General features: G+C 68.0%; 9 protein-coding genes. 4 read left to right on the top strand and 5 right to left on the bottom strand.

Annotated elements, in window-relative coordinates; all coding sequences use genetic code 11:
* Positions 1-19 precede the first annotated feature (19 nt).
* The 3 genes from LuPra_RS26830 to LuPra_RS26840 form a co-directional block, all read right to left on the bottom strand.
* Positions 20-1,711 carry a tetratricopeptide repeat protein gene (locus LuPra_RS26830; RefSeq protein ID WP_110173609.1) on the bottom strand — a complete coding sequence of 564 codons (1,692 nt, stop codon included), beginning with the start codon at positions 1,709-1,711 and terminating at the stop codon, positions 20-22.
* A gap of 163 nt (positions 1,712-1,874) precedes the next feature.
* On the bottom strand, positions 1,875-3,026 hold the full coding sequence (locus LuPra_RS26835) for an alpha/beta hydrolase family protein (RefSeq protein WP_110173610.1): 1,152 nt from the start codon (positions 3,024-3,026) through the stop codon (positions 1,875-1,877).
* A complete protein-coding gene (locus tag LuPra_RS26840; protein WP_110173611.1) occupies positions 3,005-4,777 on the bottom strand; it encodes a PQQ-dependent sugar dehydrogenase in 1,773 nt (590 codons plus the stop codon). Before LuPra_RS26840 ends, LuPra_RS26835 begins: the two co-directional genes overlap by 22 nt.
* Positions 4,778-4,941: 164 nt before the next feature.
* On the opposite strand from LuPra_RS26840, the gene LuPra_RS26845 reads away from it, so the two are divergent.
* On the top strand, positions 4,942-5,715 hold the full coding sequence (locus LuPra_RS26845; RefSeq protein ID WP_157899733.1) for a hypothetical protein: 774 nt from the start codon (positions 4,942-4,944) through the stop codon (positions 5,713-5,715).
* Positions 5,716-5,727: 12 nt separating this feature from the next.
* Here the strand turns inward: LuPra_RS26845 and LuPra_RS26850 are convergent, their stop codons facing one another.
* Positions 5,728-6,981 carry an ATP-binding protein gene (locus tag LuPra_RS26850; RefSeq protein ID WP_110173613.1) on the bottom strand — a complete coding sequence of 418 codons (1,254 nt, stop codon included), beginning with the start codon at positions 6,979-6,981 and terminating at the stop codon, positions 5,728-5,730.
* On the bottom strand, positions 6,953-8,170 hold the full coding sequence (locus LuPra_RS26855) for a CHASE domain-containing protein (RefSeq protein ID WP_157899734.1): 1,218 nt from the start codon (positions 8,168-8,170) through the stop codon (positions 6,953-6,955). The genes LuPra_RS26850 and LuPra_RS26855 overlap by 29 nt, the downstream gene beginning before the upstream one ends.
* A gap of 98 nt (positions 8,171-8,268) precedes the next feature.
* On the opposite strand from LuPra_RS26855, the gene LuPra_RS26860 reads away from it, so the two are divergent.
* The 3 genes from LuPra_RS26860 to LuPra_RS26870 all read left to right on the top strand — a co-directional run bounded on the left by LuPra_RS26860 (position 8,269) and on the right by LuPra_RS26870 (position 13,471).
* A complete protein-coding gene (locus tag LuPra_RS26860; protein WP_110173615.1) occupies positions 8,269-8,796 on the top strand; it encodes a hypothetical protein in 528 nt (175 codons plus the stop codon).
* A 118-nt stretch (positions 8,797-8,914) separates the two neighbouring features.
* On the top strand, positions 8,915-11,218 hold the full coding sequence (locus tag LuPra_RS26865) for a patatin-like phospholipase family protein (RefSeq protein WP_157899735.1): 2,304 nt from the start codon (positions 8,915-8,917) through the stop codon (positions 11,216-11,218).
* A 111-nt stretch (positions 11,219-11,329) separates the two neighbouring features.
* Positions 11,330-13,471 carry a cation:dicarboxylate symporter family transporter gene (locus tag LuPra_RS26870; protein WP_110173617.1) on the top strand — a complete coding sequence of 714 codons (2,142 nt, stop codon included), beginning with the start codon at positions 11,330-11,332 and terminating at the stop codon, positions 13,469-13,471.

A 13,471-nucleotide genomic window follows, 5' to 3' on the forward strand; every position in this document is an offset into this window, starting at 1 on the left:
GGGTTGGGTTGGATTGAGATCAGAAGCGCGACGATCGCGTCCAGGTGTCGGCACGCGCCCAGGCCTTCTCCAGGTCGGCGTCGATGGCGGCATCCTTTCGGCCCTGCCCTTCGAGGGCCTGACGAAGTCCGAGGAGCGACCAGCCATTGCGGGGATGCTGCTCGAGGTCCTCGCGATACACGCGTTCGGCGTCCGCGAAGCGCCCTGCCTCGATGAGGGCGGCGCCGAGCCAGTGGCGCGCCGGGAAGGGCAGCGGTTCCGGCTCGTCGTACTCCAGCGCGTCGTCTTGCGCGACGGCGGACTCGAATCTCGCGATCGCCGCGTCGAGCTGTTTCTCGTCGCGCAGGATCTCGCCGTCGAGCAGGTCGGCGGCGAGGCCGAGCAGGCGGTTCGCCGGATGGTCGCGGAACTCCGCCTTGGGCGTCTCGGCGCCCTTGCGGACGCGCGCGAGATAGACCTTGGCCATGTCCGCCTGGCCTGTGCGGAGATAGGCGTAACCCTGGGCGAAGTCCCACAAACCGGCAGGGATCGGACGGTTGGGCCGAGGCTTCACCTCGAGCACTTCTTCGAAGCGGCCGAACCGGATCAGCGTCAGCACCTGGTACATCGTGTCCTTGGCGCGCCTGGCGTAATCGCGGCCCGCGGTCGTGGCGATCGCGCCCTGCCCGTCCATCGAGGCCGCGTACAGCAGCATGTGCAGGTTGTGCTCCGGGTAGATGGCGAAGCCCTCGCCGACGTCGGCCTTCATGTCGGAGTGGACGGCATCGAGGTTGGAGCGCACCGAGTCGCCCCAGCGTCCGACCTCGTTCCACGTGTGCGACGGCATGTGGTTGATGTGGCTCGCGCCGGGGATGGACTTACCGAGGTATTCGGCACAGGCCTCCGCCTTGTCGGGCCGTACGGTCGACTCGGTGGCGTGCACGTAGAGGTGGCAGGCGCCCGGATGCTTCGGGTCGCGCGCCAGGATGCCTTCGAGGACACCATGGAGGCGCTGGATGTTCGGGGCGTTGACGTCGCGGCGACCCTTGCGTGGCTCGAGCAGGAACAGGGCCTCGGCATACAACGTGCGCGCGTCCATATCGTCGGGATACTTCTCCGACAGGCGTCGCGTGGACTCGGCGTATGCCTCGTCCTGCACGCGGCGCTTCTCGGGATCGAAGTCCTTCACGTAGCGGACCGCCAGCGCGTCGATATAGTCGCGTTCGACCGGGCTCGCCTTCGCCTTCAGCGAGAGCGCGGTGCGCGATGACGCGTACGCAAACGGTGCGTCTTCGGCGTCCATCTTCCCGTTCAAGTACGAGCCCCAGGCCCACGCCTCTCCCCAATGGCAGATGGCGCAGGCCGGATCGGCTGACCACGCGGCGCGGAACGACCGGATCGCATCCGCCTTCGCGAAGGCGAACATCATCTGTATGCCCTGGGTGAAGAATGCCTGTGCCTCGGCGTTGTTCGAAGAAATGGCACGCGTGTACGGACCGAGAGCCTTCGGCATCAGCGCGATCGGCTTCTTGATCATCTCGGGGAGTTCGCCGGGCCTGGCCGGCGACGCCGGTGCCGACGCCGATGGGGGCGGCACCTGGGCGTGCCCGGCATGCGACGCTGCGGTCGCCTGCTCCTGCGCCGCGGTACCCGTCGACATCGTCACGACCACACAGAGAGGGAACCAGACGCTCGCCCTCAGGCGTGTCGCCTCGTGAATCCAGTCGAGCATGCGACGTAGCTTACCCCCTGAGCGCACAGCCCTGACCAACGCGGAACGCCGAACGCCGAACGCAGGCCGCACCGGGCTGTGCCAGCCACGCCTGGAATGTTGCCGCCCGCCGGTGGCGCTCGAGACCGGTTGCCAGAAACCGCTCGCGCTCACGCCGCCGGCGTCACTGCACCGTCGATCCGTCGAGGAAATGCTCGAAGAAGGCCACGATCTGCGCGTTGGACTCCGGCGTCGGATCGTGTGTGGGCCGGCTCGACATGCCGACCCGATCGCGGAAGCCGAGGAACCGGTTGACCGCCACGGCGTGGTTCAGCGCCACCCAGCGTTCCAGGGGATCCTCGGCCCCGCCGCTCACGAAGAAGGGGCGTGGCGCGATCAACGCGTGCAGGTCGTGCAGATCCATGCCCCGCTCACGCATCACCTTGTAGGCGCCGGTGCGCGGATTGTCGGCGGTCGGCAGGCCGCCGACCTGACGTCGCACCTTCGGATCGAATCCGAGGTACCAGGGCTCCCAGTAGTTCACGTTCGGGCGTGTCTCGTCGAAGACGATGCCCGGATCGCTGGTCGCCACGGCGGCGAACCGATCCCAGAACGCGCCGGCAAACAGCGCCCACTTGCCGCCGTAACTGTGGCCGACCACACCGATGCGCAGCGGATCGACGTACGGCAGCGCCGCCAACGCCGTCGAGGCGTTGGCCGCGACGTAGGCGTAGTACGACAGCGGCTGTGACGTGACGCTGCCGAGATCGGGGCTGCGGGCGTCGCCGGCCGGCGTGCCGATGGAGAGGGTGACGAAGCCCGCGCGCGTCAGCAACCGCGCGAAATCACGATTGGGACGCTCGCCGAGGCCGACGCTGGTCTCTGGCTCGTAGAACGGGACGAGCACCGCCGCTTTTCGTAATGTGGCGTCGGCTGGCGCGAGCAGCCAGCCCTCGATGCGCTGCCCGGGGGCGACCTGAAGGCGCACCCGGCGCTGCAGGTAGGTCTCGCGGCGGGTTTCCGAGAGCACCTCCATCGGCACCTTGTCGAGTAGCGGTGGCCATGCGCCCATCAGCCCGTGCCATTCGGCCAGAATCTCCGCGCGACGACGCGGCCAGTCGGTCGCGCTGCGGAGAGGTGACCCGTCGGCAAAAATCAGCGGTGACCGGAAGCTCCCGAGCTGGCCTTCGAAGCCGGCCGGGGTCCTGAACAGCGGCGCCAGTTGCAGCCATGCCGATTGCTCGCGAGCGAATGGCGAAGCCAGCAGCAGGGCCACCGCTGCCGCCACGGCGACGCTCGGACGAGCGACCCGTTTCACGGCGTCGGCGGCGTCCATTGGCCCTTGGCGCGCTGGTCGGCCACTTCGTTGGCGCTGACGCCCTGTGCGTGATTGGCGAAGTTCTGGCGGAGGAACGTCAGCAACTGCGCGATCTGCTCGTCGCTCAGGAAGCCGTTGGCAGGCATCACGCCGTTGTACGACTTGCCCTCGACCTCGATCTCGCCCTGCAGCCCGAACAGCACCACCGAGATCAACCGCTGTTTGTTGCCGGACACCCAGCGGGAGCTGGCGACCGGAGGAAACCGTGCGCCGTCGCCCTTGCCGTCGCCCTGGTGACAGGCAATGCAGTAGGTCTGATACAGCTTGCCGCCAGCAGCGAGCGTTTCGCCTCCGAGGATGTCCTTCTGCTCATCGGGTTGGTGGATGTGGGCCTGCTGCGTCTTGCGGGCCGCCATGGCGGAGAGCTGCGCCGCACTGAACGAGTCGCGCCGGCCGCGATAGTTCACCTTCCAGATCCGGCCCCTGACGCTGTCGCTGATGTAGAGCGAGCCGTCGGGTCCCTGCGCCAGGCCCATCGGCCGGCCGATGGCGTCGCCGGTATTCGGAATCGGGTCGATCCCGGCGAATCCGTCGGCAAACACTTCCCAGTCACCGGTGGGGCGGCCGTCACGCATCGGCACGAAGGCCACGATGTAGCCGGCCTGGGAGTACGGCATGCGGATCGTCGAGCCATGGAACGCGATGAACGCGCCGTGACGATACCGTTCCGGGAACTGCGTGCCGTCGTAGAACAGCAGGTCATTGGGCGCGAAATGCCCGGGGAAGCCGACGAGCGGCGGCGTCAGCCTGGCGCCATCGCCCGTCTTCTTGCCATCGCCGCCATACTCCGGGTTGAGCAGCTTCTTGCCCTGCATCCAGTCGAAGTAGTAGTACGGCCAGCCGCCGTCGAAGCCCTCGGTGACCCGGAAGAACTCCTCGGACGGCAGGACCGCGCTCTGCCACCGGGAGAAATACTGCGACCACGACCGGTACAGGTCATCGCGACCGTGCTGCACCGCGTACAAGTCGTGCACTTCCTGGTTCCAGGTCATCGCCACGAGACTGCGGATCCCGGTGGCGTAGCGACGGCCATCCTTCTCGGTCTGTCCCAGCTTGCGGGCGTCGAACTGCCAGACGCCACCGTGCCACTCCAACTGGCCGCACGGGTCGGCGCCGGGGGCGCCGGGCTGGCGGTTCTTGTCCTGGCACGCGTCGCCGGGGGCGCCGAACGGCACATACAGGTGGCCCTGCTCGTCGAAGGCGATCGGCTTGGCGATGTGCTCGTACGAGCGGCCGCTTTCCTTGTAGCCGTGCTTCAGCACCAGTTCGACCGGCGTCGTCGGGACGAGTTGGCCGGGCACCAGTTTCTGCCGGTAGACTTCGCCGGCGGTCGTGAAATAGATGTGGCCCTCGAAGAGCCGCATCCCGGTGCCGTAATCGCCGATGTCGTCGTAGGCGCCGAAGTACTCGACCTGATCGGCACGGCCGTCCCCGCCGGTATCCTGGAGCGCGACCACCCCCTTGAACTCCGCCGGGGTCTGGCCGCGTACCGGTCCGCGGAGCTTCACGTACACGATGCCGTCGCTGGTCACGGCCAGGTGCCGCGCCCGGCCGACGCCGTCGTGAAAGATGGTCGCCTCGAAGCCCTGGGGCAGCGCGAGCCGGCCGGTGGTCGACGCGGCAGGCGGCTGCGTCGAAGGACGGCAACCCGCCAGGGCGGAGAAAAGGAGGATGCAGGTCAGGCGTCGCATGCGGTCCAGGGTGTCCATGAGCGCAAGCCTCGCAAACCCGCGAGGGTGCGTGGGCGTGACTTGTACACAAAGTGTGCTGAACTGTCGAGGAGCGACCCCACGGCCGGGGCTGCCGCCTCGATGATCCCACGCGCCCCGGAGGCGCGCGAGCAATCGACCAGAGCAGGACGAACCAGATGAGCATGCGCAACCCACTCATGTCGGCAGGTGTCACGACGGTAGGAATGCTGCTGACCGCGACGCTGATGGCGACCCACGCGAATCAACAGCCAGCGCCACGGCCAGCGACGACCGCTGCCTCGCAGCCGACGCCCGCCGCTACGGCGGCGTCTACGGACATCCGCGTCGATCGGCTCGTCGATCGCGTGTGGGTCGCCGAGTCCTCCACGACCGTACCCGCTGGCGCGATGTACGTGTTCCTCTCGGACAACGTGCTCGTCATGTCGGCTACCGGCAAGCCGCCCTCGCTTGGCTCATGGGCGGAGGACGTGGCCGGCCTGGTGATCACCGAGAAGGGCACGACGGCCAAGGTGGACGTGCTCGAACTGACCGCGCAACGCCTGCGCATCCGCATTCACGGCAAGACAACGGCCGAAATCACGTTCGCCCCGGCCATCCGCCCGCCGGAGCCACCGCCCGCTGCTGCGGTGAGCGGCACGCCGGGCCCAGGGACCGCGGCAGCGGGACCGGCCGCTCCCATCGTCCCGATCGGGATGGCGTTCCGATGCGGTGCCGACGCCCTGCGGGTCGCCTTCGAGAACGACAAGGCCTACATCACGTGGCCCGACGGCACGACGGCGACGTTGTCGGAAACCAGATCGCCCGAGACCAGTGCGTCGCGTCGGATGTACAGCGACGGACAGCTGCGGGTCGTCGAGGACACGAGCGAGTCCTTCACACGCGTGTTGTTTGCGCGCCCCGGGTTCCGTCCCCGCGCGTGCACGCCGGCGAGGTGAGGGCACCTCCCGTCAACTGACGCCTCGGCGGCGCCCGCCGTTGGCGCGTCGGCGCTCGATCATCGCGCGGGCGAGGGCGGCCTCCAGGGTGGCAGGCTTCATCGGCTTGGGAATGAAGTCGTCCATGCCGGCCGCCAGGCACGCTTCGCGGTCGCCGACGATCGCGTTGGCGGTCACGGCGATGACCCACGGTCGCTCCGCCGGGTTGGGTTGCGCGGCCACGATTCGGCGGGCCACTTCGAGTCCGTCGATCTCGGGCATCTGGATGTCCAGCAGCACGACGTCGTAGTCGCGTTCCGCCAGCGCCTCGAGCGCCTCCCGCCCGTCGAACGCCTCGTCGACCTCCCAACCCAGTCGTCGCAGCATCAACAACGCCACCTTGCGATTGACAGGGTTGTCCTCGGCCAGCAGCGCGTGCCCGCGGGCGTACGCGGGCGTGACTTGCGGCGGCCGCGGACCAGCGCCGCTGACGCCGACGTCCCCGTCCGCCGAGGGCAGGCGTACGACGAACCGGAATGTGGACCCGATGCCCAGGGTGCTGGTGACCTCGATCGCGCCGTCCATCAACTCGACGAGGCGACGACTGATGGCCAGCCCAAGCCCCGTGCCGCCGAACCGGCGCGCCGTCGAGGCGTCAACCTGCGTGAACGGCTGGAACAGGCGCGGCAGCGCGTCGGCCGGGATGCCGATACCGGTGTCGCGGACCTCGAACACGAGGACGTCGGGGTCGTCGGGCATCGCCAGGTCGACGCCGACCACGACGTGGCCCGCCTCGGTGAACTTCACGGCATTGCCGGCGAGGTTCATCAGCACCTGCCGCAGTCGATTGGCATCGCCGATGGCTTCGGCCGGAACAGCGGCGGCGATTTCCGCGCGCACCGCGACCCGCTTCCCGGTCGCGCGCGGGGCGATGATCGCGATCGTGCCCTGCACCAGGGTCCGCACGTCGAACGGCATCGGCGCGAGTTCCAGTTTTCCTGACTCGATCTTCGAGAAATCGAGGATGTCGTCGATGATCGCGAGCAGCACATCGCCACTCGTGCGGATCGTCTCCGCGCAGTCACGTTGCTCCGGCGCCAGCGGCGATTCGAGCAACAGGCTGGTCATGCCAATTACGCCATTCATCGGGGTCCGGATCTCGTGACTCATCATCGCGAGGAACTGGCTCTTGGCCAGGCTCGCCTGGGTGGCCTCTTCGGCCAGCGCGCGTGCCTGCGCGGCCGCCTGCGCGAGTTCGTCATTGGTCCTGACCAGCCGTGCCGTCATCGTCTCGGCGATCGTTTCGGCGCGGGAGCGGGCGTTGCTCGTCGAGAAGCTCAGGAGTCGAGCCCAGGAGACCGGCGCAGAGCACGACCGGTGCGAGGATGTTGGCGTCACGCAGGCCGAGCGAGGGTCGCGCCCTGAACTCGAAGTGCCAGCGCTCCCCTTCGACGTCGAGGACCGTGCGTCGCGTCAGCGCTCCCTGTGCCGACGTGAGCCCGGTGTCGAACAGCGGCTTGTCGGCGGCCGCATGGCCCTCCTCGTGGATGGCAAAGGCGATGTCGAGGCCACCGGCGTCCACCAGGCCGCTGGTGAGTTCGTCGACGCGGATGGAGGCGTAGACCCAGCCGGTGAGCGCGGCGGTTCGGTCCTGTTGTGTGTCGAGCTGGCGCCCGGGCGCGTACCGTGGCAGGAAGAGGAGGAACCCCGGCACGTCACCCTCCCCTTCGATGACCTGGATGCGTCGCGACAACGCGGCCTGCCCGGTGACCATCGCGCGTTCGGCGGCCCGGCGACGGGTGACCCCGGAGCCGACATCCAGTCCGAGGGCGCCGCGATTGCGCTGCACCGGCTCGATCCGGGTCACCACATAGGCCAACGGGTTGTGGCCCGCGCGCTCGACCCGGAAGGAGGGGAGCCCCTCCCGACGAATCCGCGCCTCGAGCGCCTCGATGCCCGACCGCGGGATCCGCTCCACGCGCCCGAGGCCGACCACCCCTTCGTTCAGGAAGGGCTCCACCGACCGGACATACTGCTCCCAGTCCTCCGGCGTCGCGTTCGGACTGGCAGTCAGGAGGGCCCTGGCGCCGTAGACCGCCTGCTTGGCCGAGGCCAGTCGCCCCCGCATCGTGGTGAGGACGCGGTCGGTCCGTTGCTGGAAAAGGCCTGCCTCGGCGCGATCGACCTGCCGGGCCACGACCCGCCATGCCGCCGCGGTCAGGAGCAGGCACACGAGCAGCGCCGTGGCGGCCGACTGCCAGCGCCCCAACCGCTGGTGGCGAACGGGGGGATGGACGGGACCCACGGGGGTGGGCGCGCGCTCCAATCCCCAACCCGACGTCACGTCCTGCTTATCGGACATCAGTGCCGGATCCGACAGCACGGCCGCGGCTGCCGCTAGCACTTGGTAGTACTCTGCCGCTAGCACTTGGTAGTACTGGCGAAGCAGGCCCGCCTGCCGCAGCATGGAGCCCATGCATGCGTGGCGTCTTGCCCCAGCGCCGGCTGTGGGCCGACCGATCGCACGCCCACCCATTGCTCGGTTCGCGCAGGTTTCAACGAAAAGGAGTTCCGATGCGTCGCTCCGGTCTCAACGCCGTAGCTGTGCCGCTCGCGTGCCTGCTCACGGCTCAGATTCTCGTGGGCTGCGCGGCCACGCCAAGCCGGCGGCCCCTGAAAACGACCCCGGTCACCAGCGGCGAGGGCACGACGGAGGCCATCAGGAAACAGCTGGAAGGCACCTGGTCACTGACGAGCTTCAGCGTCTTCGACGCCGCCGGCAAGCCGACCGCGGTCGAAGCGTCCGGGCGCCTTGCCTACGACGCCTATGGCAACCTCGACCTGTCGGGCAAGATCAACGACCCGGCCGCTGCCGGTGGCAGCGCCGCGGCGCTCAACTTCAAGGGCAGGGCGGTCGTCGACGTGGGCGGTAGCCGGATCGTGCTCGCCGATGTGTCGGGCAACGTGGATCCGTCGGCGCTGCCGACGAACATGGGCATCGACAAGGTCCGGTATTACAGCTTCGAGGGCGACACGCTGTCACTCGAGACCCGCGACGGCACTCGGGTCCTCGCGCGGACCGTCTGGAAGCGAGTGCGCTAGGTCCAGGGATCAGGTCAACGAGCCCTGAACGGGCTCGCATCGTCGCGTATGTTCCGACGCGCAGCGGTCGTCACCAGAGGCCATGGTGGCGGATCAGCAGTCTTCACGCCCATCAATCATGTCCATTGCTTACCGCCGCGCCCTGGCCGCGGCCGCACTTGCGGCCGGGCTTCTCACCGTCGATGATCCGGGCGCGCTCGCCCAGGAGGCTGGCGCGTCCGTCCCGGTTCTGTCACCGACCGCCTCGTCAGACGTTGACGGGACGAACACCGCGACGCGGGCGAGTCGCCGAAAGGTCGGCCTCGCGCTCGGTGGTGGCAGTGCCCGTGGCTTTGCCCACATCGGGGTGCTGCGCTGGTTCGAGGAACATCGAATTCCGATCGACTACATCAGCGGCACGAGCATGGGCGGCCTGATCGCCGGGGCCTACGCAAGCGGCATGAGCCCGCAGGATATCCAGGCCTTGATGAACGCGGTCGACTGGGATCTCATGTTCATCGCGGACTCGCCCTACAAGTACAAGACCTTTCGCCGCAAGCAGGACAAGCGGACCTACCCGTCGCAGCTGGAACTCGGCCTCAAGGGCGGCATCACCCTGCCAGGGGGCCTCAATCCCGGCCAGCAGATCGCGCTCCTTCTGGATCGCATCGCGCTCTCCTACGCGGACATGGCGTCGTTTGACGACCTGCCGACGCCGTTCCGCTGCGTGGCGACCGACTTGAGGAATGCCGAGGCCGTGGTTCTCGGCCGCGGCTCGCTGGCGCAAGCCATGCGCGCGACGATGGCCATCCCGGGTGTGTTCACGCCGGTGAACTATGAGAACTGGCTGCTGGTCGACGGCGGCGCCCTCAACAACATTCCCGCCGACGTGACCAAGAAGATGGGGGCGGACACGGTGATCGCCGTCAACGTCGCCGCGGATGCGGCCACCGAGGCGCAGGCCGGGGCTTCGCTGGTCGCGCTCCTCGGTCGCACGATCGACACGATGATGACCACGAGCATCCGCCAGTCGCTCAAGGCTGCCGACATCATTGTCGACCCCGACCTGGTCGGCCTCACCTCGATGGACTGGCGCCGCAGCAGCGACCTCGCCGAGCGTGGCTACGCGGCCGCCGAAGCGCTGAAGGACAAGCTGCTGCCGCTCGCCGTCGACGAGGCGACGTTCGACGCGTTCCAGGCCGCACGTCAGGCTCGTCGTCGCAACGTGACCACGGGCGTGCCGGAATTCCTCACAGTGACTGGCGTCGACGCGCGAGAAGAGGCGTTCATCAAGGCCACGCTGGCACCGGTCCTCGGAATACCACTCGACGATGGGGCCATCGTCGATCGCATCCTCACGGTGACGGGCTCGGACCGCTACGAATACCTGACCTATCGGCCGATCGAGAAGGACGGCAAGGTCGGCCTCGAAATCAGGGCGCGGCCGAAGCCCTACGGCCCGCCGTTCCTCCTGGTCAGCCCCGAACTCACGAACGTCAGTTCGAGCAGCTTCTCGGTGAATCTCGGCGGCCGCGTGGTGGCCTACGACTGGGTGGGGATCGGGTCCGAGGTGCGCATGGATGGCGTCGTCGGCACCCGCCGCGCCCTCGGGTTCGAGGTCTGGCGGCCGCTGGGCAAGACGCCGATCTTCGTGGCGCCGCGTGCCTACTACCAGCAGGCACCACGCAACGGCTACGTGGAAGAGCGACTCGTCGCCGAGTACCGATTCACGCGGGCCGGCGGGGGACTCGATCTGGGCATCGCGGCCGGCCGCCATGCGGAGGTGCGCCTCGGCGTGGACATCGCCGATGTCAAGGGCCGGATCCGCATCGGGTCGCCGCTGCTCCCCGAGATCGACGGCACGGAGAAGTTCAGCTCGCTGTCGTTCGTCTGGGACAACCAGACGAGCCCCGTCGTGCCGAGCAAGGGCCACTACATCAAGAACCGCCTGCGCTACTACTTCGGGGCACCCGAGCAGACCGGTGGCACCATCCCGATCGACAGCCCGCAGGAGTTCTGGCAGGGCGAGGTCACTGGCTCCTGGTTCACGCGCGTCAGGCGCGAGGACCGCTTCTTCGTGAACTACGGCATCGGCTCGTCGTTCGGCGATGAGCCGCTGATCAACGACTTCTCGCTCGGTGGACCGCTCCGCCTCAGCGCCTTCAACGCCGACGAACTGCGCTCAAGCAATTACATACTCGGCGGTATCGGCTACCTGAAGAAGGTGGGACGCCTGGCCGACGTGCTCGGCGGCAACATCTACCTGGGCGGCTGGTTCGAGTCTGGCAGCGCCCACACCGACTGGGACGCCATGACGTACCGCAGCAGCGTCTCGTTCTCGGGCGTCATGGAGACGCTCCTCGGTCCGGTCTACATGGGGACGGCGTTCGACTTCGACGGCCGCTTCCGGTACTACATCGGCATCGGTCCACTCTTCCGGTAGCCTCGCCATGCATCCCCTCTGGCACGCTGAGGTTTCACGTGAAGGAGGACCCGTGCAGGTGATGCATGGCATCCTTCCGGGGGCCCGGTTGCTGCTCCTGGTCGAGCCCTGATGTCGTTCTCCACACGCATCCTGCTGTGGCTCGCCACAGGCATCGTCACCGGCCTGGTCCTGGGCGACCTCGTGGCGCCCCTGTCCGTCGTGGCGACGGGCTTCGTGAAGCTCCTGCAGATGACGGTGCTGCCCTACGTCGTCATCTCGATCATCGCCAGTCTCGGGAGCCTGTCGGTGGCCGAGGCGCGCCGGCTGGGCGTCCGTGCAGGAATGGTGCTGGTCGCACTGTGGAGCATCGGCGTGGCGTTCGCCCTGCTGATGCCGGTCGTCTTCCCGACGCTGGTGCAAGGCACGTTCTTCAGTACGTCGATGCTGGAGCGGCCGCCGGATTTCGACTTCGTCGATCTCTACATTCCGTCCAATCCGTTCAACTCGCTCGCGAACAACATCGTTCCCGCGGTGGTCCTGTTCTCCATCGTGCTCGGAGTGGCGCTGATCTCGGTGCCACGCAAGGACGTGCTGCTCGATGTGCTGTCGGTGGCTCGGGACATGGTCGGACGATCGACGAAGTTCATCGTGCGGCTCACCCCGTACGGCATGTTCGCGGTGGCCGCGGTCGCGGCCGGTACGCTGCAGATCGAACAGCTGGCCCGGATCCAGGTGTACCTGGTCGCCTATGTCGCGGTGGCGGTCCTGCTGGCCGCCTGGGTGCTGCCCGGGCTGGTCGCGGCCCTGACGCCCGTCGGTTACATCGACCTCGTGCGATCGACGCGCGACGCGATGCTGACGGCGTTCGTGGCCGGCGACCTGTTCATCGTCCTGCCCTCGCTGACCGACTCGTGCAAGGACTTGCTCGAACGGAACCTGCCGGCGCGCCAGGGTGAACACGCCGCTACCCTCCCCGACGTCATCGTGCCCGCGTCGTTCAACTTCCCCCACACGGGCAAGCTGCTGTCGCTCAGCTTCGTGCTGTTTGCCGGCTGGTTCGCCAACGTGCCGATTCCGTTCACGTCGTATCCCGCGTTCGCCATTACCGGCTGGCTGACCTTCTTTGGCAGCCTCAGCGCGGCCGTGCCGTTCCTGCTCGACGTGTTTCGCATTCCCGCCGACACGTTCCAGCTGTTCCTGGCGACCGGCGTCATCAACCAGCGCTTCGGCTCGCTGCTCGCAGCCGTCCACACCGTCGTCGTGGGCCTGCTCGGCAGCGCCGCCATCGCCGGCGCCGTCCGCTTCGACGTGGCGCGGATCACGCGCTACCTCGTGATCACGGGCTGCCTCGTGGTCGGACTCCTGGGCTCGCTGCGGCTGCTCTTCGAGACGGCCCTGCGCCCGACATTCGACGGCGCTGCGGTGGTGAGCGCGCTCAAGCCGGTGCTGCCGAGGGCGCCGCTCACCGACGGCGCGGGTGTCGCGGCTCGCCCGCTCGACAGCAATGTGCTGGCGTCGATCAAGGCCACCGGAATGATCCGCGTGTGCTACCTGGAGGGACGCCCGCCGTACGCCTTCGTCAACAGCAATCGCGAACTGGTCGGGCTCGACATCGAGATGGCGCACCAGCTCGCCATCGACCTGCAAGTTCGCCTGCAGCTGGTGCCGACGTCAATCGACGACTTCACGAACGCGCTCGCGCAGGGACGCTGCGATATCGGCACCGGCGGCATTGTCGCGACGCCGGGCCGGGCGTCGGTGGTCGCATTCTCGACGCCGTACATGCAGGAGAGCCTCGCGTTCGTCGTCCCGGATCACCTTCGCGGCGATTACGACACATGGGACAAGGTCCGGGCGCGCAAGTCGGTGCGCATCGGCTTCCCTGACGTGCCCTACTTCCGCCGCCAACTCGAGCAGCGGCTGCCCGAAGCGACGCTCGTGCCCGTGCCGATGATGAACGCGATCTTCACCGACAGGGGCTGGGCCTTCGAGGCGCTGGTGCTCTCGGCCGAACGCGGGGCGTTCCTGTCGCTGCTGTATCCCGGCTACTCGGTTGTCGTACCCACGCCAGGCGTGATCACCGTGCCAGTGGCCTACGCGCTGCCGCAGCATGACGACGCCTGGAAATCGTTCGTGGACACCTGGCTGGCACTGCACGAGCGCGACGGCGCGATCACGACGCTCGTCGACCACTGGGTGTTCGGCAAGTCGCTCGCGCCAGCGACACGCCGATGGTCAGTCGTCCGCGACGTCCTGCACTGGGTGGACTAG

This window comes from Luteitalea pratensis, from assembly GCF_001618865.1.
Classification (GTDB): Bacteria; Acidobacteriota; Vicinamibacteria; order Vicinamibacterales; family Vicinamibacteraceae; genus Luteitalea; species Luteitalea pratensis.

Bases quoted from the DNA above. Each gene is read 5' to 3' on its own strand.
- LuPra_RS26840 (WP_110173611.1), bottom strand. From the start codon at position 4,777: ATGGACACCCTGGACCGCATGCGACGCCTGACCTGCATCCTCCTTTTC.
- LuPra_RS26845 (WP_157899733.1), top strand. From the start codon at position 4,942: ATGCGCAACCCACTCATGTCGGCAGGTGTCACGACGGTAGGAATGCTG.
- LuPra_RS26835 (WP_110173610.1), bottom strand. From the start codon at position 3,026: ATGGACGCCGCCGACGCCGTGAAACGGGTCGCTCGTCCGAGCGTCGCC.
- LuPra_RS26860 (WP_110173615.1), top strand. From the start codon at position 8,269: ATGCGTCGCTCCGGTCTCAACGCCGTAGCTGTGCCGCTCGCGTGCCTG.
- LuPra_RS26850 (WP_110173613.1), bottom strand. From the start codon at position 6,981: ATGACGGCACGGCTGGTCAGGACCAATGACGAACTCGCGCAGGCGGCC.
- LuPra_RS26865 (WP_157899735.1), top strand. From the start codon at position 8,915: ATGTCCATTGCTTACCGCCGCGCCCTGGCCGCGGCCGCACTTGCGGCC.
- LuPra_RS26870 (WP_110173617.1), top strand. From the start codon at position 11,330: ATGTCGTTCTCCACACGCATCCTGCTGTGGCTCGCCACAGGCATCGTC.
- LuPra_RS26830 (WP_110173609.1), bottom strand. From the start codon at position 1,711: ATGCTCGACTGGATTCACGAGGCGACACGCCTGAGGGCGAGCGTCTGG.
- LuPra_RS26855 (WP_157899734.1), bottom strand. From the start codon at position 8,170: ATGGGCTCCATGCTGCGGCAGGCGGGCCTGCTTCGCCAGTACTACCAA.